The organism is Mycobacterium sp. SMC-13, from assembly GCF_045311035.1.
GTDB lineage: Bacteria > Actinomycetota > Actinomycetes > Mycobacteriales > Mycobacteriaceae > Mycobacterium.
This window is the reverse complement of record NZ_JBJIAI010000015.1, coordinates 21421-40635: the sequence shown is the minus strand read 5'-3', so window position 1 is coordinate 40635 and position 19215 is coordinate 21421. Positions and strand designations below refer to the sequence as shown.

Here is a 19215-nt window from a genome sequence, read left to right as displayed (position 1 = left end):
GCCCGGCGGTCTCATGCTGGCAGGCCACCCTCACGGGGGTCTGAGGGCCGAATCGTCAGCCCTGGTCGAACAGGATGACCTGACGAATGGCCTGCCCGTCGGCCAGCCGATCCATCGCCTCGTTGATCTGATCGAGCCGAATCCGCGCGGAAATGAGCTTCTCCACCGGCAGCTTCCCGTCGCGCCACAGTTGCGCGTACCTGGGGATGTCGCGGGCCGGGACCGACGAGCCCAGATAGCTGCCGACGACCATCCTGGCCTCGGCGGTGACCGTCAGCGGTGAGATGGCGGCCAGTGCGGCCGCGGCCGGCAGGCCCACCGTGATGGTGTTGCCGCCCGGCAGCGTCGCGCCGAAGGCCGTCTCGAAGGCGCGGGGATGCCCGGCACACTCGATGACGTGCCGGGCCTTGATGCCGAGTTCAGCGGCCTGACCTGCGGTATAGGTCTCGGTCGCGCCCAGCGCGGCTGCCTGGCCGAGCTTGTCCGCGGCGGTGTCGACCGCGATGACCCGCGCGACCTGCAGCGCCCGCGCGGTGATGACGGCCGCCATGCCGACGCCGCCGAGGCCGACCACCATCAGGCTGTCGGTCGGCGCGGGCCTGGCGACGTTGAGTACCGCACCACCGCCGGTCAGCACGGCGCAGCCGAGCATCGCGGCGACGTCGGGCGGGACATCGGATCCGACGGGCACGACGGAGGCCCGGTCGACGACGGCGTGGGTGGCGAAACCGGAGACGCCGAGGTGGTGGTGCACGGGCCGGCCGGCCGCACTCAGGCGCCGGCCGGCCAGCAGCGTGCCGGCGGAGTTCGCCGCGGATCCGGTCGGGCACGGCAGGCGGCCGCCTTCGGCGCAGTCGGGGCACTCGCCGCAGCGGGGCAGGAACGACATCACGACGCGCTGCCCGGGGCGGATGTCGCCGACGGCGTCACCGGTGGCGACGACGACACCGGCTGCCTCGTGCCCCAGCAGCATCGGCAGCGGGCGGGGCCGGTTGCCGTCGACGACGCTCAGGTCCGAGTGGCATACGCCGGCCGCCTCGATCCGGACCAGCAGCTCGGTCGGGCCGGGATCCGCCAGCTCCAGCTCGCCGACCGTGATCGGCCGCGACTGTGCGTACGGCCGGGCCCGCCCGGCCTCCTCGAGGACTGCACCGGTGATCTTCATCGGCGGGCCAATGCCGCGAAGGCGTCGTCGGTGCGGTCGAGCGCGTCGTGGATGTCCGTCGCCGTGTGGGCCGCGCTGAGGAACCAGTTGTGGTACGGGTGCAGGTAGACGCCGCGGGCACCGGCCTCGTCGCACCACAGCCGGGTCTGGCTGAAGTCGTCGTCACCGGCGAACCGCAGCAGTGGCATCTGCACCGGCCCCGTCTGCACGACCTCGAAGCCGTGCGCGCGGGCCTGGGCCGCCAGCCCTTCGCGCAGGCGCTGACCGGAGTCGGACATGCGCTGCATCGCGTCGGTGTCGCGCAGTTCCCGGATGGTCGCCAGCGCGGCCGCCATCGACACCGCGGAGTACCAGAACGACCCCGTGGCGTAGATGCTGCCAGCCGCTTCTCTCATCGCTTCGGTGCCCGTCACTGCCGCCAGCGCGTAGCCGTTGGCGATGGCCTTGGACCACGCCGACAGATCGGGACGCACGCCCAGCGGCTCCCAGCTACCGGCGAGGTCCAGCCGGAAGCCGCAGCGGACGTCGTCGAGGACCAGCGCCGCGCCGGTGCGGTCGCACAGTTCGCGTAACCCCTTGGCGAACAACGGATCGGCCAGTTCCTGATCGCGGTACACGTCGTGCCGGAACGGGCAGACGATGACGGCGGCCAGATCGCCGCCGGCGCGGTCGACAGCGGCGCGAAGGGAATCGAGGTCGTTGTACTCGAAGTAGTCGAGATGCGCCCGGTCCTCACGCGTCACCCCTGCCGTCACGGGGGTGCACCACGGCACCGCACCGTGATACGCCCCGTGAGCGATGAGCACCTTGCGCCGCCCGGTGGCCGCGCGCGCGATCGTCACACACGCGGTGGTGGCGTCGGTGCCGTTCTTGGCCAGCATCGCCCAGTCGGCGTGGGCCACGGTGTCGACGAGCAGTTCGGCCAGTTCCACCATCACCGGAGCCGCGCCGTTGAGGCAGTCGCCCTTGGCGATCTGCTCCGAAACCGCTTGTTGTACAGCTGGATTGCGATGGCCGAGCACCACGGGGCCCCAGCCGCACATGAAATCCAGGTACGTGTTGCCGTCGGTGTCGGTGAGGCGGCAGCCGTCGCCGGTGGCCATGTACTGCGGCAGCGTGGCCGAGAACGACCGCACATTCATGTGTCCGTACATGCCGCCGGGGACGACGAGCCGGGCCCGTTTGGTCAGGGCCGTGTCGTTGTGGTCGATCATCGCAACAGCTCCCGGGCCACCGCCGCGACACCGGGTGCGTCCAGCCGGTACTTGGCATACAGCGCCGCCGGGGGACCGACGGGGATGTACTCGTCGGGCACACCGTGTTTGGCGAACGGCACGGTGGGCGCGCCGTTCAGGAACAGCGCTTCGGCGACCGCCGACCCCAGGCCATTGGTGACGTTGTGTTCCTCGACGGTGAGGATGGCGCCGGTCTCGTGCGCGGCGGCGAGTACCTCGTCGATGTCGAGCGGCGCGACGGTGTGCATGTCGACGACGCGGGTCCTGATGCCTTCGTCCGCCAGGATCGCCGCGGCCTCCAGGGCCGGGTGGACCTCGCTGCCGGTGGCGATGATGGTCAGGTTGTGGCCGTCGCACAGCCGGATGGCCTTGCCGAAGGTGAGCTCGGGCACCGTCTGATAGACCTCGGGGTCGCGGCCGCGGCCCAGCCGGATGTACATCGCGCCCGGGTGGTCGACGGACGCCCGCAGGATCGCGCGCAGGTGGTTGGCGTCGGTCGCGCAGACGACGGTCAGTTCGGCGAAAGTGCGCAGTACGCCAAGGTCTTCCAGCGCGTGGTGGCTGGTGCCGTAGAACCCCATCGACATGCCGGAGTGGTGTCCGACGATCCGCACGGGCATCCGCGGGTACGCGCAGTCGGTGCGGATCTGCTCGGCGCACAGCAGTGCCGAGAACGACGCGAACGTCGCGGCGAACGGCACGTAGCCGCACGACGCCATGCCGGCCGCGGACGTGATCATGCCCTTCTCGGCGATGCCCATGTTGAAGAACCGGTCGGGGTGGCGTGCGGAGAAATCGGTGGCCCGGTTGGCGCTGGCCAGATCGGCCGTCAGCACGACGACGCGCGGATCGTGGTCGGCCAGGTCGGCCAGTTCCTCACCGAACACGAACGCGGGAATCGAACTGACGTCGCTGCCGTCGAACGAGCGCTTGTCGCGCAGTTCGGTGGCGCCGCCGCCGAAAATCTCTGCCTGGTCCTGGGTTTCGGTCATTTCGCTGCCTCCAGCGGACGCAGGCCGGCCTGCAGTTCCGCGATCACGTCGTCGTAGTCGGCGCCGACGAGGTTGCCGACGTGCCAATCGGGGTTGTATTCCATGAGCTGCACGCCGCGGCCCTTGACTGTGTCGGCGACGATGAGCTGTGGTGGGCCGTCGGGCTTGTCGGGCAGGGTGCCGAACAGATCCAGCAGCGCCGCGGGGTCATGCCCGTCGACGCGGTGGGTCTGCCAGCCGAAGGCGGCGAAGCGGTCTTCGATGGGCTCGACGCTCATCACGTCATCGGTGAAGCCGTCGATGCACAACTGGTTACGGTCGACGATCGCGACCAGCTTGCCGAGGCGGTAGTGCCCGGCGGCGTTGGCGGCCTCCCAGATCTGGCCCTCGTGCAACTCGCCGTCGCCCAACATGCAGAAGGTGCGGTACGGGCGGTTGCCGACCCGTCCGGCGAAGGCCATGCCGACGGAGATGGACAGGCCGTGGCCGAGCGAGCCCGAACTGAAATCGATGCCCGGGATCTTCTTCATGTCGGGGTGATCGCCGAACGGGCTGCCCAGGCGTGTGTAGTCGTCGAGCGCCGACGGCGGGAAGAAGCCGACTTCGGCCAGCACCGGGTACAGGCCGATCGCGGCGTGGCCCTTGCTCAGGACGAACCGGTCACGGTCGGCCCATTTCGGTTCTGCCGGGCGGTATTTCAGGACCGAGTAGTACAGGGCCGCGAACAGCTCGGCGGCCGAGAAGGACGACGTGTAGTGGCCGGCGCCGGCGATCCGGGACAGTCGCACGGTCTCGAGCCGGATGAACTTCGCCCGGTCGGCGAGTTGCTCCAGTGCTGCCGCCCGGTCGGGCGTTCCCGTTGGTGGAATCATCTGCTGCTCCCTTGCAGTGGGTGGTGCCGACCGGGGCGTGCCAAAGGCGATGTGGCGCAACGGGTATGGCGCTGATCGCAGTTCCGGCTGTGGTCGGCCTCACGCTATGGTGGGAGATCTTTCGAGGCTGGACGGGTGCCACCGAATTTCGTTCGGAAACTCAGGCGAACAAGACTCTTTTTTCGGCTGCGGCCCGTATTGTCCGAGATGCGCCGAAGGATGTGCTGCCCGAACTCGGGCGCGGACGCCGCGGCTTCAGGCTGTGGCACGAGGAGGTTCAGATGCAGCGGTATGAGGACGGCCGGGTCGGAGAGGTCAAGACCGACGAGATCGACGAGTTGTTGCTCTGGGAGCTGACCACCAACGGCCGGCGCACCAACAATGAGTTGGCCCGCAAGGCGGGAATCGCGCCGTCGACCTGCCATGCGCGGATCAAGCGGCTCGAGCAGCTCGGTGTCATCCGGTCGATCAACGCGTTCGTGGACTACGAGGCGCTCGGATTCCCGGTGCAGGCAATCGTTTTCGTGCGGCTGCCCGCGTCGGCGCGCGATCAGGTGAAGAGCTACGCCAGTCGGGTGATCCGGTTTCCCCAGGTGCTCAACGTGTTTCACATGGGCGGGCCGGACGACTTCCTGATCCATGTGGCGTGCACGTCGACCAGTCAGCTGCGCGACTTCGTCGCGACCAAGCTCAGTTCCGGGCCCGTCGCGGCCACGACGACCAGCATCATGTTCGATCACTACATCGGCGTCCAGCACATGGAATACGTCAGCGGTTACGACGAGATGCGTCGGCCGATCCGGTAAATACCGAAGAAATTTCGGCGGGCACCAGGTCTGGCCGGGCTTGTTTCGAAGAACATCGAAACTTCCGGACCACCTGGCGCACGATGTTCGGAATCCTCCCGGGGCCCGAAATGTGGTCTGCATCATAGGCAGCGTCTTGCCGCCACGGCCCGCCCCGAGAGGAATTCGACGATGACCGCAGCAATGGAACTGCTCGCCAAGCACCGGATGTCGATCGGTGGTCAGGAGCGCGACAGCGCCTCCGGTCAGGTCATCGAGATCCGCGACAAGTTCGACGGCCACCTCATCGGCACCGTGCCGGCCGGCACCGTCGCCGACGCGCAGGACGCCCTCGACGCAGCCGTGGCCGGTGTCGAAACCTGGTCGGCAACACCGGCGTTCCGTCGAGCCGCCATCCTCAAGACCGCCGCTGCACAGATCCGCGCCGACCGCGCCCAACTGAGCGCGATGCTGTCGGCGGAGAACGGCAAGACCATCTCCGATGCCAGGGCGGAGATCGACACCACCGCCCGCATCTTCGACGGCTTCGCCGAAGAATCCCTGCGGCTGTTCGGGCAGACCATCCCCCTCGACATCCAGGACGGGCTGCAATCGGACCTCATGCTCACAGTGCGTGAGCCGCTCGGCGTCATGGTGGGCATCGTCCCGTTCAACTTCCCGGCCGAGTTGTACGCGCACAAAGTGGGGGCCGCGCTCGCCGCGGGCAACCCCATGATCGTCAAGCCGCCGGAGGACGACCCGATCGTCACCGTCATGCTCACCGAGATCCTGCACCGGGCCGGAGTGCCCGGCGCCGCACTGCAATTGGTCACCGGTTATGGCCACATCGTCGGCGCGCACCTGGCCGGCAGCCCCGACATCGCGGCGGTCACGTTCACCGGCAGCACCGCGGTAGGCGCCGTCATCGCCGCCGCCGCGGGCCGCAACGTCGTTCGCGTCTTCCTCGAACTCAGTGGCAACGACGCCTTCATCGTCTGCGACGACGCCGACCTCGACACGGCCGTCGACCATGCCGTCGCGGGGCGCACCTACGCCAACGGACAGGTGTGCGTGGCCACCAAACGCATCATGGTCGTCCGGTCCCGCTATCAGGAGTTCGTGGACCGCCTGCGTGAGCGGGTCGCGGCGCTGCGGGTCGGCGATCAGCGCTGCGAAACCACCGATGTCGGTCCGCTCATCAGCGTCGAGGCAGCGCGGACCGTCGAACGGCAGATCCACGAAGCCGTCGAGCAGGGCGCGCGGGTGCTGGTCGGTGGCACCCGGCGCGGTCCCTTCATCGACCCCACGCTGCTGGAGATCGACACCCGCGTCGGCATCGCCACCGACGAAGAAATCTTCGGGCCCGTCTTCTCGGTGCTCGCCGTCGACAACCTCGACGAGGCCATCGAACTCGCCAACGCCTCCCAATTCGGGCTCAATGCAGCGGTTTTCACCAACGACGTCACACAGGCCATCCGCGCCGGCCGGCGCATCAAGGCCGGCATCGTCTCGGTGAACGGCGGCAACACCTACCGGCCCGACGTGGCCGCGTTCGGCGGCTACAAGAAGAGCGGCCTGGGGCGTGAAGGGATCGCCTACACGCTCGACGAATTCACCCAGGTCAAGAGCATCGTGCTGCGGGGCGTGCTCGCCGACTGACCCCGCCCGCTCGCCCCGCCGTTCCTGGGTTCCCGGAATTCACCCCGACAGCGTCGTCAGAAAGCCGAAAATCAATGATCAACACTCCACCATCCGACCCCGCGACGACGCTGGAAGCAGCGCCCGGGACACACACCATGCTGCAGCGCGGGCTGGGCGTCGGCTCCATCGTGTTCATGGTCGTCGCCGCGGCGGCCCCGCTGGCCGTCGTCACCGCCAGCGTCCCGATCATCATCTCGGTGAGCGGCAGCGCCGCCGCGCCGCAGTTCTTCCTGATCGCGATGGTGATCCTGGCGCTGTTCTCGGTCGGTTTCACCTCGATGAGCAAGTACGTGCCCAATGCCGGCGCGTTCTACTCGTACATCCAGCGCGGCCTGGGACGGCACGTCGGGGTGGGCGCGGCGGCACTCGCGCTGGGGTCTTACGGGGTGATGCTCATCGGGCTGTACACCTACCTCGGCGTGGCCACGTCGAAGCTGTTGACCGCGGTGCACATCGGAATTCCGTGGTGGGCCAGTGCGATTGGCTGGGTCTGCCTGGTCGGGGTGCTGGGCTACCGCGACATCGAGCTGAGCTCCAAGGTGCTGGGGGTACTGCTGATCGCCGAGACGCTGGCCGTCGTGCTCGTCGACATCGGTGTCATCTGTGCAGGCGGAGCCGGCTGGTCCGGCGGCGAGGGCGGCCTGAGCCTCGTACCGCTGTCACCGTCCGAATTCGCCATCGGCGCACCGAGTCTAGGCCTGATGTTCGCGTTCTTCTGCTTCATCGGATTCGAGGCCACCGCGGTGTTCCGCAACGAAGCCAAAGACCCCGACCGCACCATTCCGCGGGCGACCTACACCGCCGTGGTCTTCATCGGACTGTTCTACGCGCTGGCGGCATGGGCGGTTGTCGAGGGCCTGGGTGTGGATCGGGCCGTCGATTCCGCCAAGGCCGAGCCCGAGAACGTCGTGCAGAATCTGGCGAGCACCTACATCTCACCGATCCTCACCGACGTCATCCAGGTGCTGCTGGTGACCAGCTTCTTCGCCTGCGTGCTGTCGTTCCACAACGTCATCACCCGCTACCAGTTCACGTTGGCGACCAAGGGGCTGCTGCCCGCGTCGCTCGCCGAGGTCGACGAGCGGCACCGCACGCCGTCCCGGTCGTCGCTGGTGTTCACGGTGATCTCGCTGGCCGCCATGGTGGCTGTCGGGGTGATCGGCTGGGACCCGATCACGCAGACCTACATGTGGTTCTCGGGCGCATCCACGCTGGGCCTCATCGCCCTCATGGCGATGACGAGCCTGGCCGTCATCGTCTTCTTCCGGACACAGGAGCACGGTGCGAGCGTGTGGCACACCGTGATCGCGCCCGGCCTGTCGTTCCTCGGGCTCACCGCGATCCTGCTGCTGGTGATCAAGAACTTCGCGCTCCTGGTCGGCAGCACCACCACTGCGGTGGTGCTCGGTGGGCTCATCGCCGCGATCTTCGCCGCGGGCGTGGCCGTCGCCGAGCGGGTTCGGTGCCGTCGTCCCGACCGCTACCGGGCGCTGGTGCAGGACAACTAGTTCCGGGCGCCGCCGCGCAACCGGTCCACCGCGGCCCGGCCTGCGCCGGCAGACGTGTCGGCCTCCGGCAGCGAGTCCGCGTCGATCGCGGCGGGCACCTCGGCGTCACCGCCGGTGGTCAGCTCGGTGTCGGCGGGCACGCCGCGCTTGAGCAGCGCCAGCGCGATGGGGCCGAGGTCCACATGCTCGGCGACGGTCCCGACGCGGCCGATCGCCCGGCCGCCGGCGAGTACCGGATCACCCGTCGCGGGGCGGTCGTCGCCGCCGTCCAGATGCAGCAGGACCAGCATGCGGGGCGGCTTGCCCAGGTTGTGGACCCGCGCGACGGTCTCCTGGCCGCGGTAGCAACCCTTGTCCAGATGTACGGCGCCGACGCCCGGGCCGCCGATCCAGCCGACCTCGTGCGGGATGGTGCGCTCATCGGTGTCGACGCCCAGTCGCGGCCGCAGCGCCGCTACGCGCAGGGCCTCGTAGGCCCACAGCCCGGCGGGCCGGACACCCGCGTCGAGCAGCCGCTGTCGCCATGTCGCGGCGTCGGCCCGCGGGACCACCAGCTCGATCTCGTCGGGGCCCACTCGGCGGACGAAACCGCCCTGGGGCAGCGGCGCGGCGGTCCAGGCGGCGTCCGGGGTCGGCAGGTCCAACTGGTTGACGGCGGGCCCGAGCAGCGACAGCACCGCGAGGTCAGCGGGGTTCACTTCGACCTTCGACCAGAACACCATCTTGCGCAGGAAGTCGGCGAGCGGCTGCCCGCGCCACGACTCGGTGTCCAGCGTGGTGACGCCGCCGAGTTCGGTCTGCAGCCAGTGGTCCTCGACCCGGCCCTGGCCGTCCAGACTCAGGTTCTGGACGACGGACCCCTCCGGAAGGGCGCTGACGTGCTGGCTCGAGATGGTGTGCAGCCAGCTCTGGCGATCGTCGCCGGTGAGCTCGATGGTCGCGCGGTGGCCGCGGTCGACGACGACGGCCTCGGTGGCGGCGGCACGCTGCTCCCCGAGCGGGTCGCCATAGTGCCAGACGGCGCCGGCGTCGGGTCCGGATTCGGGGGCGGGAACTGCGCTCATGCTTCGAGCGTAGTTGGCGTCCCGACTAGCCTTCTGGCCGTGACCACCCCGCCGCCCATCGTCGTCGCCGTCGACGGCTGCCGGGCCACGGTCCGCGCCGACGATCCCGTGTTCTCCCGCGGCGACGGGGTTTTCGAGACGGCACTCGTGCGTTCGGGGGCCGTCTGCCTGTTGGACGAGCACCTGGCGCGGCTGACGGCGTCGGCGGCATTGGCGGGCCTGCCGTGTCCGGACGCCGGCCGATGGCGGGCGGCGGTGACGGCCGCGGTGGCCCAGTGGCCCGACGGGGAGGCCGTGCTGCGGCTGGTGCTCGGCCGCGGCGTCGACGGTGTGGTGGCCTTCGTGATGGTCTCGGCCGTGCCGGAGCGCGTCGCCGCGGCCCGCCGGGACGGCGTCGCGGCCGTGACTCTGGTGCGGCCCCACTGGCCGCTGGCCGCCGCGAAATCGTTGTCCTATGCGGCGAACGTGGCCGCGCTGCGGCACGCCGAACGGGCCGGCGCCGGCGACGCCGTGTTCGTCGACGCGACGGGCGCGGTGCTCGAAGGGCCGCGCTCGGCCGTCGTGCTGGCGGTTCGTGGCTCAGCCGGGGAACCCGTCCTGGTGACGCCCGATGCGTCGTCGATCCTGCCGTCGACCACGCAGCGCGCGCTGTTCGCGGCCGCCGCGGCGCAGGGCATCGAGTGCGTGTACCGACGGGTGACGGTACCGGATTTGATTGCCGCGCAAGGTGTTTGGCTGCTTTCGGCGATCACGCTGGCGGCGCGGGTGCATACGTTGGATGGGCGGACGCTGGCGGCTTCGCCCTTCGAAGCCTTGATCAGCGGGTTGATCGACCGGCAGATCTGAGCCCGAGAAAAATCGGTTGTCGGGTCTTCGACCTGGGAGTACGGTCGCACGTACACAGGGAAGGAGGTGGTCCGACAAATTGATTGATTCTTTGAGGACATGTGAGGTGGCTGCCCGCTAGTAGCGCCGGGTAATTCCCGAGCGCACTCGCGAATTCCCGCAGCCACCCGGCCCCCGAGCCTCCCGGTCTTGTCCAACCAGGAACCTTGGCTCGGGGGCTGCCTCATGTCCGGGGTAGGTCAGCCGGCCGGCGGAGGCGTCGGCGCGAGCGAGTTGCACGCCTGCGTCGCGGACTTCCAAGTGTTCTCGTCGACCCCGGGAGGAGCCGGCGGGGTGCCGTGCTCGCCACTGGGCGGGGGACCCTGATGGCCCTCGTGCTTGCCCGGAGCGCCCGGCGGCGGGCCCTGCGGCGGCGCGGGAACGCCGTGCTCGGTCAGGCACTGCGCGAAGGCGTCACCACCGGGTGGCGTGCCCGGAGCTTCCGAGCCGGACACCGGTGCCGCGCTGCTGGACGAGGCTGCCGACGACGCCGTGCTCGAGCTGCTCGGCGCCGAGTCGCTGCTCGACGAACACCCGACCACACCGCCGACCAGCGCGGCCGCAGTCGCACTGAAGACGGCGAGACGAATAGCGGAAGGAACCACGTTTCCCCCAATCTGGTTGCGAATTGCTGACCAGGCAGACGCTAGAGAGCGCCGATGGGGGAGTGATATCGAGAATCTAGGCGTCACCTGTGAAGTGGCGGCGCCGAGACCGACGAAACCCGACGCGAAGCCGAAGCAGCGTCAGCCGACGAAGCGCGACAGGCGCGCGGAGAGGTGCGGGGTCAGGCCGCCGTCGGCGTCCACGCGCTCCTCGACGTAGGCCAGGTCGCCGTTCTCGATGATGCCGTAGAGCCGCTTCGCGCCGCCGACGAGCATGCCGGACTTGCTACGGGCCAGGGCGTCGGTCGCCAGTTCCCAGGAGGCCTGGTTCAGCGGGGTGCCGTAGAACAGCTCGACGTAGCCGGCCGAATGCGCCAGCAGCAGCTCGATGGCCTGGGACTCGTCCTGCCCGTGGGGATCGTTCGGGTCGTTCACGAACCGCCAGTAGCCGGTCTCGCGCAGGCCCGGGCCGGCGTATTCGCCGTTCTCGTCGAGCCGCCAGGAGCGGGCATCCCAGTTGAGGTAGTCGCCGCCGTTGTGCGACACGATGATCTGCTGGCCGAAGCGGTAGTCACCGGCGGAATCGCGGCCTTCGCCCTCACCGCGCCAGACACCGACGAGCGGCAGCAGGGCCAGCAGGGCGTCGTTGAAGTCCGCGCCCTCACGGAGGTTGGCGGTATCCGCGGGCAGTGGCAGGTCGTCGAACCCGGGTACGTTGCGCGCGGCCGTGGCCTTGGCGCGATCGGCCGCCGCGGCGATGGCGCGGTCGCCGGAACCGGCCAGCGCGCCGAGCTCGCCCAAGCCGTCAGGGGCTGAATCGCTCCTCGCGTGCGCGGGGTCCTGGTCGGACGTCACGACTCGTCGGTGATCAGGCGGTACAACGCGTAGAGCGCAAACCAGGTGATGGCCAGCGAGGCCACGACCAGCAGGATCTCGAAGAAAAGCACCACGGACAGACAGGTTACTCGGGATGCCGGTGTGACGTGCGCCGCACCGGCCCCTCAGATGCGACGAGCGGCCGCATCTGTACGTCCAGACACGGAGTGTCGGGGTACAAACACGGCCGCTCGCGGCAGTAAGAACTAACTCAGGTCACGCGACCTTGACGTCGACCTCGTGGATGCCGGCACCGGTCGGCGCCACCACGGCGTCGCCGTTGCCGACCTTGGACAGCGCACGCAGCGTCCAGGTGCCGGGCGCGGCGAAGAAGCGGAAGTCACCGGTGGCCGACGCGACGACCTCGGCGGTGAACTCGTCGGTGCTGTCCAGCAGGCGCACGAATGCCCCGCCGACAGGCTGGCCCGAGCCGTCGACGACGCGGCCGGTGATGACCGTTTCCTTCTCCAGATCAACGCTGGCCGGCAGCGTCAGGCCTTGCTTGGGTGCAGAGCACATATCAATTTCCCAACTCGATCGGGGCACCCACCAGGGAGCCGTATTCGGTCCAACTGCCGTCGTAGTTCTTTACATTCCGATGGCCGAGCAACTCCTGCAGCACGAACCAGGTGTGCGACGAACGCTCACCGATGCGGCAGTAGGCGATGGTCTCCTTCTCGCCGTCGAGGCCGGCGTCGGCGTAGATCTTCGCCAGCTCCTCGTCGGACTTGAAGGTGCCGTCGTCGTTGGCGGCCCGGCTCCACGGCACGTTGATGGCGCTCGGCACGTGGCCGGGGCGCTGGCTCTGCTCCTGCGGCAGGTGCGCGGGAGCCAGAATCTTGCCGGAGAACTCGTCGGGCGAACGCACGTCGACCAGGTTCTTGGTGTTGATCGCGGCGATCACCTCGTCGCGGAACGCGCGGATGCTGTTGTCAATGGGCTTGGCCTCGTACGAGGTCGCCGGGCGGACGGTGGCGTCCTTGACCAGCGGGCGGTCGTCGAGCTCCCAGCGCTTGCGGCCGCCGTCGAGCAGCTTGACGTCGTTGTGGCCGTACAACTTGAAGTACCAGTAGGCGTAAGCCGCGAACCAGTTGTTGTTGCCGCCGTACAGGACGACGGTGTCGTCGTTGCTGATGCCCTTGTCGGACAACAGCTTCGAGAACTGCTGCTGGTCGACGAAGTCACGCTTGACCGAGTCCTGCAGATCATCGCGCCAGTCCAGCTTGACGGCGCCGGGGATGTGCCCCTCGTCGTCGTAGGCGCTGGTGTTCTCGTCGACCTCGACGAACACCACGCCGGCGGTGTCGAGGTTGTTCTCGGCCCATTCGGTCGAGACCAGGACGTCGGAACGTGCCATGTACGAATTCCTTTCGGTTGCTTATGAGCTCTAGCGGGTCAGGTGGCGGGGACGCCCGTGCGGCGCAGTCGCGCCACCAGGGGGTAAATCTGGCAACCGAGGCAGATGCCGAAGGCAGCGTTCAGGAAGGCGGCGATCAACGCGAACGCGGTGGCACCGAGTCCCAGGGCGGTGATACCCGTCGCGAAGCCGACGAATCCCGCGATGGCGAACAGCAGGCCCACGAGTTGGGCGAACTTCAGCGGTGCGACCGGTTCCTTCTCCGACACCGGCGCCAGCCGCGGCGCGATGAAGGTGGCGAAGATCCGGCCATAGGGGTGCTTGCGCGGGCCGCCGATCGCGCCGATCGCGAACACCACGGCCTGCACGCCGAGGATCACGGCCGCGGCGATCGGGCTGACAGCCGACACCAGCAGCGCAGCGATCAGCACCGCGGTGGTGACCCAGGCTGCGAAGCGGGGTCCACGCACGTCGACCTGCGGGGTTTCGATGGAATTGTCTGACATGGGAAAGCTCCTGTTGTTTGTGATCGTGGACTGGCCACAGAAGGGCTGCTCGGAGCGCAACACGAAATGACGGCGCGGCTACTCAGCAGCTACAACAACAACAGCAACAACCCGCAACGCGGCACAGATCTACTGCGCGACGCTTGGTGAGCAGGAGCTCGCGGGGGGCCAACACGGCAGACAGCTTACCCAAAGACGGGGTGGTCAGGCCAACAGCGGTAGCAGGGCCTCGCGCAGATCAGCGGATTTCGGGACGCCCGCGGTGCGGTACCGCTGCTGCCCCGCGGCGTCGAAGATGAACGTCGTCGGCAGCGAGAGCACCGACAGTCGTCGGGCCGCAACGGGATTGGCGTCCAGATCGAGCTCGACATGCGCGACCCCGAGGTCATCACAGACCTGGTCGACGACGCGGCGCACGGCCGCACAGGGTCCGCACCACGTTGCGCTGAAATGCACGACGGTCGGGCCGGTGGTCGACAGGCCGAGGTCGGCGTTGTCGTTTTCGGCCGACGTCTCGGCCGGCACGACTTCCTTCATCAGGCCGGCGCGCAGCGTCAGCAGACGCCCGATGATGTACGCGATCCCGAGCGCGGCGACCAGGACCGTCAGCACCACGACTGTGGAGTTCATGATTGTCTGAACCCATCCAGGGGCACGGTTACTCCCGTGGCGATGCCTTCGATGATGACGTCGGAGCCGCGCGCCCCCTCGCTGGTCGGCGTGAGCCCGAACGGCAGCTTCATCCCCGGCATCGTGGTGGAGAAGGCCCGCAGGACCGCGGCCTTCTTGTCGTCGGGCACCTTTTCTTCCGCCGTGCCCGGACCGGTGAGCACATCGGTCGCCGTGAACACCAGGTTCGTGTGGTCGGCGCCGGTGATGGACAGGTCCACCGAGACGCTGACGCGCTTGTTCAGGCCGGCGGCGGCCGGGGTCCCGGTGAACACGAGGCCGTGGTTCTCGGAGATACCGGATTCGGTGGTGCCGCCGGTGGCGTCGTTGGAATCGTTGGTCGGGGCTTCCACCAACAGGTCCTTGATACCCATGAAGCGGCCGACATGGGTCGAGTCGACGATGATGCGGCTTTCCAGCTTGGCCGCGGTCAACTTGGCGTCGGGTCCGATCAGCCAGGACTTGGGCGTCGCGACCATGTCGTACAGCGTGGCCTCGATGGACGCCTTCCCCACGACGGGGTGCGCGACGGCGGCGGCCTTGACCTCGACCTGCTGGTAGCGGCCCCGCGCCGCCTGGGTCGCGAAGGGGAAACCGAGGATGGACACCCACGGATCGAAGTGCAGGTGGGCCGCGGTCCGGACGCTGCGGGACATTCGGTATTCGGCGAAGATCGCGAAGCCGAAATCGGTGCCGACGACCGCGAGGATCAGCACGACCGCTGGGATCAGCAGCCGGGTCAGCACCTTACGCATCCGGACATTCTGGCGTACGGCCAGCCACGCAGTGTTGCGACCGGCCGTTCCAAGCCGCTAAATCGCAGGTGGCAAGCTATCGTTAGATGATCTTGGCCGGTAACGGCCATGTGTCAGCCATGATTCTCCGGAGTTGAATCGGATTGAACTGCGACAGCGTCGTCGCGGGGGCGGGTCCGGTGCGGCCCCGGACGTACTGGAGGACCCGTTGGATCTTCTGCTACTGACCGTCGACCCGCACCCGGAGTCTGTGCTCCCGGCGCTGGCGCTACTGCCGCACAGTGTGCGGCCGGCACCCACCGAGGTGTCGTCGTTGCTGGAAGCCGGCAACGCCGATGTGGCGATCGTCGACGCGCGCACTGATCTCGCGGCCGCCCGCGGACTCTGTCGTCTGCTGGGCAGCACCGGAGCGTCGGTACCCGTGGTGGCCGTGGTCAACGAAGGCGGCCTGGTGGCCGTCAACGTCGAGTGGGGTATCGACGAAATCCTGCTGCCCGGCACCGGCCCGGCCGAGATCGACGCCCGGCTGCGTCTGCTCGTGGGACGCCGTAACGGCGTCGCCGACCAGCAGAGCGCCGGCAAGATCACGCTCGGTGAACTCGTCATCGACGAGGGCACCTACACCGCGCGGCTGCGTGGCAAGCCGCTGGACCTGACCTACAAGGAATTCGAGCTGCTGAAGTACCTGGCCCAGCACGCCGGCCGGGTCTTCACCCGCGCCCAGCTGCTCCAGGAGGTGTGGGGCTACGACTTCTTCGGCGGCACCCGCACCGTCGACGTGCATGTCCGGCGCCTGCGCGCCAAGCTCGGCCCCGACTACGAATCGCTGATCGGCACCGTCCGCAACGTCGGTTACAAGGCCGTGCGGCCCGCGCGCGGCCGCGCCAACGGCGCCCCCGAATCGGTCGACGACATCGACGACGAGGACGACGGCGACTCCGGTGACGTCGAGAACGGCGCCCGCCAGACCCAGCCCGTGCAGTGACAGAACTGACCTGGCACACCGCACTGAGTGCTGCCGACCAGACGGCCATCCGTGAACTCGTCGCGGCGGCGACCGCCGCCGACGGCGTGGCCCCGGTCGGGGACCAGGTGCTGCGCGAACTCCCGCTGGACCGCACCCGGCACCTGCTGGCGCATGACTCCGGTGCGCTGGTCGGCTATCTGAATCTCGCGCCGGACATGGCCGAGGCCGTCGTCGCCGTCGGCGCCCGGGGCCGGGGGATCGGCAGCGACCTGATCCGCACCGGCCTGGCCGCCGGTGGTCCGGCCACCCGAATCTGGGCGCACGGCAACCTCGATGCCGCACGGGCCACCGCCGCGGCACTCGGCCTGACCGCGGTGCGCGAACTCTGGCAGATGCGCCGCTCGTTGTCCGATCTGCCTGCGCTGACCGATGTCCCGGGCGTTCGGCTGACCACGTATCCCGGGCCCGAAGTCGACGACGAACTGCTGCGCGTCAACAACGCGGCCTTTCACTGGCACCCCGAGCAGGGCGGCTGGACGCAGGCCGAGGTGGACGAGCGCCGGGGTGAGTCCTGGTTCGATCCGGCCGGGTTGTTCCTGGCGTACGACGCCGACGATCTGACCGGGGAACGGTTGCTCGGCTTCCACTGGACGAAGATTCACCCGGGCTCGGGCCTGGGCGAGGTGTACGTCGTCGGGGTGGGCCCGGACGCGCAGGGCCGCGGCCTCGGGGCGTTGCTGACGCTGGCCGGTCTGCACCACCTGGCCGACCGGCTGGGGCCGGACGGGACCGTACTGCTGTATGTCGAGGCAGACAACACCGCGGCGGTGAAAACCTACCGACGTCTGGGGTTCGAGCTGTACAGCGCCGATGTCGCCTACGCGGCGGCTCCGACCGTTAGCTGAAACGGCGAGTTGGCTGAAAAGTCCCTGACCGTGTTCACCCGGTGTTCATTCGGCATCAGTGATTCGTCCATTACGGCCGCATACGTTGCGCGGGAGTCGGAAGCCGACCCTTGAAAGCCGACCATCGGCCGACACCGAAAGTAGGACCCGTGAAGTTCACCAGCATCGGTAAAGCATTCGTCGTCACCGCAGCGGCTGCGTCGCTTGCCGTCGGCATGACCGCGTGTGGCAATGACAACACGTCCGGCACCGCGTCGTCGACGTCCGGTTCGTCCGCCGAGTGCGGCGGCAAGAACGCGCTGACCGCCGAGGGCTCGACCGCGCAGCAGAACGCGATCGCCGAGTTCAACAAGGCTTGGGGCCAGGTTTGCTCGGGCAAGAACCTGTCCTACAACGGCACCGGCTCGGGCGCCGGCCGCCAGCAGTTCATCGCCAAGCAGGTCGACTTCGCCGGCTCGGACTCGGCGCTGGCCAAGGAGCAGATCGAGAAGGCCGCCGAGCGTTGCGGTGGCAACCCGGCATGGAACCTGCCGCTGGTCTTCGGCCCCGTCGCCCTGGCCTACCACCTCGAAGGTGTGAGCAAGCTCGTCGTCAACGCCGATGTGCTGGCCAAGATCTTCCAGGGTGAGATCAAGAAGTGGAACGACCCGGCCATCGCCGCGCTGAACGCCGGCACCAGCCTGCCGGACGCCGACATCAAGCCCGTCTACCGCTCGGACTCGTCGGGCACCACCGACAACTTCCAGAAGTACCTGTCCGCCGCGGCTCCGGAGAGCTGGAAGAAGGGCGCCGGCAGCGAGTTCCAGGGCGGCGCCGGTGAGGGCGCGCAGAAGTCGGCCGGCGTCGTGCAGGCCGTCCAGGCCACCCCGGGCGCCATCGGCTACGTCGAGAAGAGCCCGGCCGCGGCCGCCGGCCTGCCGTTCGCGCAGATCGACACCGGTTCGGGCGCAGTCGAACTGACCGACGACAACGCCAAGAAGGCCATTGCCTCCGCCAAGTTCGCCAAGGACGGCAACGATCTGGCCCTCGACCTGAAGTCGCTGTACTCGACCAAGGAAGCCGGCGCGTACCCGCTGGTGCTGGCCACCTACGAGATCGTCTGCTCGAAGGGCTACGACGCCGACACCGCGGCCGCGGTGAAGTCGTTCCTGAAGGTGGCCGCCAACCAGGGGCAGGCCAACCTGTCGAAGGCGGGCTACATCCCGCTGCCCGACGCCTTCAAGACGCGTCTGCTGCAGTCGGTCGACGCAATCGCTTAAGCAGTGCTGGCGCTCCGGTTCCATCGCAGTAAGGATGGAACCGGAGCCCACGACCGTTAGGTTCCTGACAGGATGACAGTGACAACACCGAATCCAGCCGACGCGGGGTCGGGGGAGGCGCTTGCCGCACCCTTCCCCGAGCCGACGCCGGTGTCTCTCGACCCGCTGAAGGGCTCGAAAGTTCGCCTGGGCGACCGGATTTTCCGCCTGCTCGCCGAGGGTTCCGGCGTACTGATCGTCGCCCTCATCGCGGCCATCGGTGTGTTCCTACTGTGGCGCGCCATCCCGGCGCTGGCCCGCAACAAAGAGAACTTCTTCACCTTCGGTGGCAACTGGGTCACCACCGACACCTCGGCGATGCACTTCGGCATCCTCGATCTGCTGCAGGTCACCGTCTTCGTGTCGGTGTTCGCGCTGCTGATCGCGATGCCGGTGGCGCTGGGTATCGCGATCTTCCAGACGCAGTACGCACCGCGCCGGCTAGCCGGACCGCTGGCGTATGTGGTGGACCTGCTCGCGGCGGTGCCGTCGATCGTCTACGGCGTGTGGGGCCTCTACGTGCTGGCACCCGTGCTCAAGCCGTTTGCGTTGTGGCTCAACAAGAATCTCGACTGGCTGTTCCTGTTCAAGACCGGAAACGCCTCGGTCGCCGGCGGCGGCACCATCTTCACCGCTGGCATCGTGCTCGCGGTGATGATCCTGCCGATCATCACCGCTGTCACCCGTGAGGTCTTCATCCAGACGCCGCGCGGCCAGATCGAAGCCGCGCTGGCGCTGGGCGCCACCCGCTGGGAGGTCGTGCGCACCACCGTGCTGCCGTTCGGCCTCTCGGGCTACATCAGCGGCGCCATGCTCGGCCTCGGCCGCGCGCTCGGTGAGACCATCGCGCTGCTGATCATCCTGCGCGGTACGCAGACCCAGTTCAGCTGGACCCTGTTCGACGGCGGCTACACGTTCGCCAGCAAGATCGCGGCCACCGCAAGCGAATTCAACGACCAGTACAAAGCAGGCGCCTACATTGCCGCCGGCCTGGTGCTGTTCATCCTGACGTTCGTGGTGAACTCCGCGGCGCGCGCGGTCGTGGCCGGAAGGACGGCGAAATGAACGCA

General features: G+C 68.5%; 21 protein-coding genes. 8 read left to right on the top strand and 13 right to left on the bottom strand.

The annotated features are described in order from the left end of the window. Positions 1-55 precede the first annotated feature (55 nt). From ACJH6I_RS20930 to ACJH6I_RS20915, 4 genes are read right to left on the bottom strand one after another with little or no spacing between them, the layout of a single operon-like run. On the bottom strand, positions 56-1165 hold the full coding sequence (locus tag ACJH6I_RS20930) for an alcohol dehydrogenase catalytic domain-containing protein (protein ID WP_212813459.1): 1110 nt from the start codon (positions 1163-1165) through the stop codon (positions 56-58). Then, entirely contained in the window at positions 1162-2379 is a 1218-nt protein-coding gene (locus ACJH6I_RS20925) for an aminotransferase class III-fold pyridoxal phosphate-dependent enzyme (protein ID WP_406784442.1), read from the bottom strand. Before ACJH6I_RS20925 ends, ACJH6I_RS20930 begins: the two co-directional genes overlap by 4 nt. After that, positions 2376-3392 (bottom strand): transketolase family protein, encoded by a 1017-nt coding sequence (locus tag ACJH6I_RS20920; protein WP_406775816.1) that lies wholly within the window; start codon positions 3390-3392, stop codon positions 2376-2378. Before ACJH6I_RS20920 ends, ACJH6I_RS20925 begins: the two co-directional genes overlap by 4 nt. Continuing rightward, complete coding sequence (locus tag ACJH6I_RS20915; RefSeq protein ID WP_406775815.1) at positions 3389-4264, bottom strand: transketolase; 876 nt, start codon at positions 4262-4264, stop codon at positions 3389-3391. Before ACJH6I_RS20915 ends, ACJH6I_RS20920 begins: the two co-directional genes overlap by 4 nt. Positions 4265-4545: 281 nt before the next feature. Here ACJH6I_RS20915 and ACJH6I_RS20910 point away from each other — a divergent pair, with 281 nt between their 5' ends. The 3 genes from ACJH6I_RS20910 to ACJH6I_RS20900 all read left to right on the top strand — a co-directional run bounded on the left by ACJH6I_RS20910 (position 4546) and on the right by ACJH6I_RS20900 (position 8258). Beyond that, positions 4546-5070: an Lrp/AsnC family transcriptional regulator gene (locus tag ACJH6I_RS20910; RefSeq protein ID WP_406784441.1), complete on the top strand. Its 525-nt coding sequence runs from the start codon at positions 4546-4548 to the stop codon at positions 5068-5070. A gap of 171 nt (positions 5071-5241) precedes the next feature. Next, positions 5242-6708, top strand: a complete 1467-nt coding sequence (locus tag ACJH6I_RS20905) for an aldehyde dehydrogenase (protein ID WP_212813449.1) — start codon at positions 5242-5244, stop codon at positions 6706-6708. 74 nt (positions 6709-6782) lie between these two features. Next, entirely contained in the window at positions 6783-8258 is a 1476-nt protein-coding gene (locus tag ACJH6I_RS20900; protein WP_212813447.1) for an APC family permease, read from the top strand. On the opposite strand, the gene ACJH6I_RS20895 is transcribed toward ACJH6I_RS20900, so the two are convergent. After that, a complete protein-coding gene (locus ACJH6I_RS20895; protein WP_212813445.1) occupies positions 8255-9322 on the bottom strand; it encodes a folate-binding protein YgfZ in 1068 nt (355 codons plus the stop codon). The genes ACJH6I_RS20900 and ACJH6I_RS20895 overlap by 4 nt on opposite strands. Positions 9323-9379: 57 nt before the next feature. Here ACJH6I_RS20895 and ACJH6I_RS20890 point away from each other — a divergent pair, with 57 nt between their 5' ends. Continuing rightward, positions 9380-10168, top strand: a complete 789-nt coding sequence (locus ACJH6I_RS20890) for an aminodeoxychorismate lyase (protein ID WP_371824591.1) — start codon at positions 9380-9382, stop codon at positions 10166-10168. Positions 10169-10407: 239 nt separating this feature from the next. Here ACJH6I_RS20890 and ACJH6I_RS20885 read toward each other — a convergent pair whose 3' ends face one another. The 8 genes from ACJH6I_RS20885 to lmeA all read right to left on the bottom strand — a co-directional run bounded on the left by ACJH6I_RS20885 (position 10408) and on the right by lmeA (position 14975). Further along, on the bottom strand, positions 10408-10812 hold the full coding sequence (locus ACJH6I_RS20885; RefSeq protein ID WP_244872684.1) for a hypothetical protein: 405 nt from the start codon (positions 10810-10812) through the stop codon (positions 10408-10410). A 141-nt stretch (positions 10813-10953) separates the two neighbouring features. Further along, a complete protein-coding gene (locus tag ACJH6I_RS20880) occupies positions 10954-11613 on the bottom strand; it encodes an FABP family protein (protein ID WP_212814988.1) in 660 nt (219 codons plus the stop codon). A 291-nt stretch (positions 11614-11904) separates the two neighbouring features. Further along, on the bottom strand, positions 11905-12207 hold the full coding sequence (locus ACJH6I_RS20875; protein WP_020098804.1) for a DUF1416 domain-containing protein: 303 nt from the start codon (positions 12205-12207) through the stop codon (positions 11905-11907). Between the two features lies 1 nt (position 12208). After that, complete coding sequence (locus ACJH6I_RS20870) at positions 12209-13045, bottom strand: sulfurtransferase (RefSeq protein WP_061001504.1); 837 nt, start codon at positions 13043-13045, stop codon at positions 12209-12211. A gap of 38 nt (positions 13046-13083) precedes the next feature. Beyond that, positions 13084-13551, bottom strand: a complete 468-nt coding sequence (locus tag ACJH6I_RS20865; protein ID WP_212813441.1) for a DUF4395 domain-containing protein — start codon at positions 13549-13551, stop codon at positions 13084-13086. Positions 13552-13633: 82 nt separating this feature from the next. Next, positions 13634-13726 carry an Ms5788A family Cys-rich leader peptide gene (locus tag ACJH6I_RS20860; RefSeq protein WP_350224456.1) on the bottom strand — a complete coding sequence of 31 codons (93 nt, stop codon included), beginning with the start codon at positions 13724-13726 and terminating at the stop codon, positions 13634-13636. Positions 13727-13755: 29 nt separating this feature from the next. Beyond that, the gene (locus ACJH6I_RS20855) at positions 13756-14181 is read right to left on the bottom strand and encodes a thioredoxin family protein (RefSeq protein WP_318987067.1); all 426 of its coding nucleotides are present in this window, start codon (positions 14179-14181) and stop codon (positions 13756-13758) included. Continuing rightward, positions 14178-14975 (bottom strand): mannan chain length control protein LmeA, encoded by a 798-nt coding sequence (lmeA, locus tag ACJH6I_RS20850; RefSeq protein ID WP_318987066.1) that lies wholly within the window; start codon positions 14973-14975, stop codon positions 14178-14180. Before lmeA ends, ACJH6I_RS20855 begins: the two co-directional genes overlap by 4 nt. A 208-nt stretch (positions 14976-15183) precedes the next feature. Between lmeA and ACJH6I_RS20845 the strand changes: the two genes are divergently transcribed. From ACJH6I_RS20845 to pstC, 4 genes are all read left to right on the top strand, one after another. Beyond that, entirely contained in the window at positions 15184-15960 is a 777-nt protein-coding gene (locus ACJH6I_RS20845; protein ID WP_346414829.1) for a response regulator transcription factor, read from the top strand. Then, positions 15957-16847: a mycothiol synthase gene (mshD, locus tag ACJH6I_RS20840; protein WP_406775813.1), complete on the top strand. Its 891-nt coding sequence runs from the start codon at positions 15957-15959 to the stop codon at positions 16845-16847. The genes ACJH6I_RS20845 and mshD overlap by 4 nt, the downstream gene beginning before the upstream one ends. Positions 16848-16996: 149 nt before the next feature. After that, entirely contained in the window at positions 16997-18106 is a 1110-nt protein-coding gene (pstS, locus tag ACJH6I_RS20835; RefSeq protein WP_406775812.1) for a phosphate ABC transporter substrate-binding protein PstS, read from the top strand. Positions 18107-18178: 72 nt separating this feature from the next. Next, positions 18179-19210 (top strand): phosphate ABC transporter permease subunit PstC, encoded by a 1032-nt coding sequence (pstC, locus tag ACJH6I_RS20830; RefSeq protein ID WP_036427561.1) that lies wholly within the window; start codon positions 18179-18181, stop codon positions 19208-19210. The last annotated feature ends 5 nt before the right edge of the window (positions 19211-19215 follow it).

Bases quoted from the DNA above. Each gene is read 5' to 3' on its own strand.
- ACJH6I_RS20900 (WP_212813447.1), top strand. From the start codon at position 6,783: ATGATCAACACTCCACCATCCGACCCCGCGACGACGCTGGAAGCAGCG.
- ACJH6I_RS20870 (WP_061001504.1), bottom strand. From the start codon at position 13,045: ATGGCACGTTCCGACGTCCTGGTCTCGACCGAATGGGCCGAGAACAAC.
- ACJH6I_RS20875 (WP_020098804.1), bottom strand. From the start codon at position 12,207: ATGTGCTCTGCACCCAAGCAAGGCCTGACGCTGCCGGCCAGCGTTGAT.
- pstC (WP_036427561.1), top strand. From the start codon at position 18,179: ATGACAGTGACAACACCGAATCCAGCCGACGCGGGGTCGGGGGAGGCG.
- ACJH6I_RS20910 (WP_406784441.1), top strand. From the start codon at position 4,546: ATGCAGCGGTATGAGGACGGCCGGGTCGGAGAGGTCAAGACCGACGAG.
- ACJH6I_RS20925 (WP_406784442.1), bottom strand. From the start codon at position 2,379: ATGATCGACCACAACGACACGGCCCTGACCAAACGGGCCCGGCTCGTC.
- lmeA (WP_318987066.1), bottom strand. From the start codon at position 14,975: ATGCGTAAGGTGCTGACCCGGCTGCTGATCCCAGCGGTCGTGCTGATC.
- ACJH6I_RS20865 (WP_212813441.1), bottom strand. From the start codon at position 13,551: ATGTCAGACAATTCCATCGAAACCCCGCAGGTCGACGTGCGTGGACCC.
- ACJH6I_RS20920 (WP_406775816.1), bottom strand. From the start codon at position 3,392: ATGACCGAAACCCAGGACCAGGCAGAGATTTTCGGCGGCGGCGCCACC.
- ACJH6I_RS20915 (WP_406775815.1), bottom strand. From the start codon at position 4,264: ATGATTCCACCAACGGGAACGCCCGACCGGGCGGCAGCACTGGAGCAA.
- ACJH6I_RS20855 (WP_318987067.1), bottom strand. From the start codon at position 14,181: ATGAACTCCACAGTCGTGGTGCTGACGGTCCTGGTCGCCGCGCTCGGG.
- ACJH6I_RS20930 (WP_212813459.1), bottom strand. From the start codon at position 1,165: ATGAAGATCACCGGTGCAGTCCTCGAGGAGGCCGGGCGGGCCCGGCCG.
- ACJH6I_RS20895 (WP_212813445.1), bottom strand. From the start codon at position 9,322: ATGAGCGCAGTTCCCGCCCCCGAATCCGGACCCGACGCCGGCGCCGTC.
- ACJH6I_RS20905 (WP_212813449.1), top strand. From the start codon at position 5,242: ATGACCGCAGCAATGGAACTGCTCGCCAAGCACCGGATGTCGATCGGT.